Source organism: Neisseria sp. P0001.S005 (genome assembly GCF_051963715.1).
This window is the reverse complement of record NZ_JBQCTZ010000586.1, coordinates 1-473: the sequence shown is the minus strand read 5'-3', so window position 1 is coordinate 473 and position 473 is coordinate 1. Positions and strand designations below refer to the sequence as shown.

1 protein-coding gene is annotated in these 473 nt (G+C 47.8%); it reads left to right on the top strand.

Going from position 1 to position 473, the window contains the following annotated elements; translation table 11 throughout:
* Nucleotides 1–3 precede the first annotated feature (3 nt).
* Nucleotides 4–473, top strand: a 470-nt coding sequence (locus tag ACTHSP_RS21830; RefSeq protein ID WP_440346987.1) for a MotA/TolQ/ExbB proton channel family protein, incomplete at its 3' end; no start/stop codon positions are given.

The window sequence follows — 473 nt, the reverse complement described above, 5'->3', positions numbered from 1 at the left end:
ATTATGGATTTAAGTTTAGTTTTCAAATCAGGTGATGTGGTACTGATTGGTGTATTTGTCCTGATGTTGTTGATGAGCGTAGTGACTTGGAGCGTTATCGTGATCCGCTGCATCAAATACCGCAAAGCGAAAAAAGGCAATGCTCAGGTAAAAGAGTTGATGTTGAATGCGTTTACGCTGGCTGATGCCGTACAAAAAGCCAAAGCGGTAGAAGCACCGATGAGCAATGTTGCCGATGAGTCTCTGCGCGCATACCAAAACTACCGTCAAACGACAAGCAAATCGCTGATTGACGAATTGCCTTTGAACGAATACTTGGTTGTTCACATCCGCAACAGTATGTCCCAAACCATGCGTCAGTTCGACTACGGCATGACCGCGTTGGCCTCCATCGGCGCAACCGCTCCGTTTATCGGCCTGTTGGGTACTGTTTGGGGTATTTACCATGCCCTGATCGGCATCAGCGAAAGCGG